Raw genomic sequence first — 1,163 nt, 5'->3', positions numbered from 1 at the left:
AAAGTCTCCCAGCTATCCTACACAAGCCGAACCGAACACCAATATCAAACTGTAGTAAAGGTCCCGGGGTCTTTCCGTCCTGCTGCGCGAAACGAGCATCTTTACTCGTAGTGCAATTTCACCGGGCCTATGGTTGAGACAGTCGAGAAGTCGTTACGCCATTCGTGCAGGTCGGAACTTACCCGACAAGGAATTTCGCTACCTTAGGATGGTTATAGTTACCACCGCCGTTTACTGGCGCTTAAGTTCTCAGCTTCGCCGACCCGAAAGTCAGCTAACCGGTCCCCTTAACGTTCCAGCACCGGGCAGGCGTCAGTCCGTATACATCGCCTTACGGCTTCGCACGGACCTGTGTTTTTAGTAAACAGTCGCTTCTCGCTGGTCTCTGCGGCCACCCCCAGCTCACCGAGTAAATCGGATCACCAGTGATGGCCCCCCTTCTCCCGAAGTTACGGGGGCATTTTGCCGAGTTCCTTAACCATAGTTCACCCGAACGCCTCGGTATTCTCTACCTGACCACCTGAGTCGGTTTAGGGTACGGGCCGCCATGAAACTCGCTAGAGGCTTTTCTCGACAGCATAGGATCATCCACTTCACCACAATCGGCTCGGCATCAGGTCTCAGACTTATATGCACGACGGATTTGCCTACCGTGCGTCCTACACCCTTACCCCGGGACAACCACCGCCCGGGCTGGACTACCTTCCTGCGTCACCCCATCGCTTACCTAGTACAAGTCTGGTTCGTCGGCTCCACCACTACCCTCAACTCCGAAGAGATCGGGCCGGCTTCACGGACTTAGCATCGCCTGATTCAGTATTGGGCGTTTCAAAGCGGGTACCGGAATATCAACCGGTTGTCCATCGACTACGCCTGTCGGCCTCGCCTTAGGTCCCGACTTACCCTGGGCAGATCAGCTTGACCCAGGAACCCTTAGTCAATCGGCGCACACGTTTCTCACGTGTGTATCGCTACTCATGCCTGCATTCTCACTCGTGAACCGTCCACAACTCGCTTCCGCGGCTGCTTCACCCGGCACACGACGCTCCCCTACCCATCACAGCAGGCGTTGGGGCTATTGCTGCAATGACACGACTTCGGCGGTACGCTTGAGCCCCGCTACATTGTCGGCGCGGAATCACTTGACCAGTGAGCTATTACGC

1 rRNA gene is annotated in these 1,163 nt (G+C 55.9%); it reads right to left on the bottom strand.

The features are described from left to right. Positions 1-1,163: ribosomal RNA gene (locus tag ACFUOZ_RS21395) — 23S ribosomal RNA — on the bottom strand; the annotation flags it as partial.

The sequence above is a fragment of the Paenarthrobacter sp. NPDC057355 genome (genome assembly GCF_042667405.1).
GTDB lineage: Bacteria > Actinomycetota > Actinomycetes > Actinomycetales > Micrococcaceae > Arthrobacter.
This window is presented reverse-complemented; position numbering and strand designations above follow the sequence as displayed.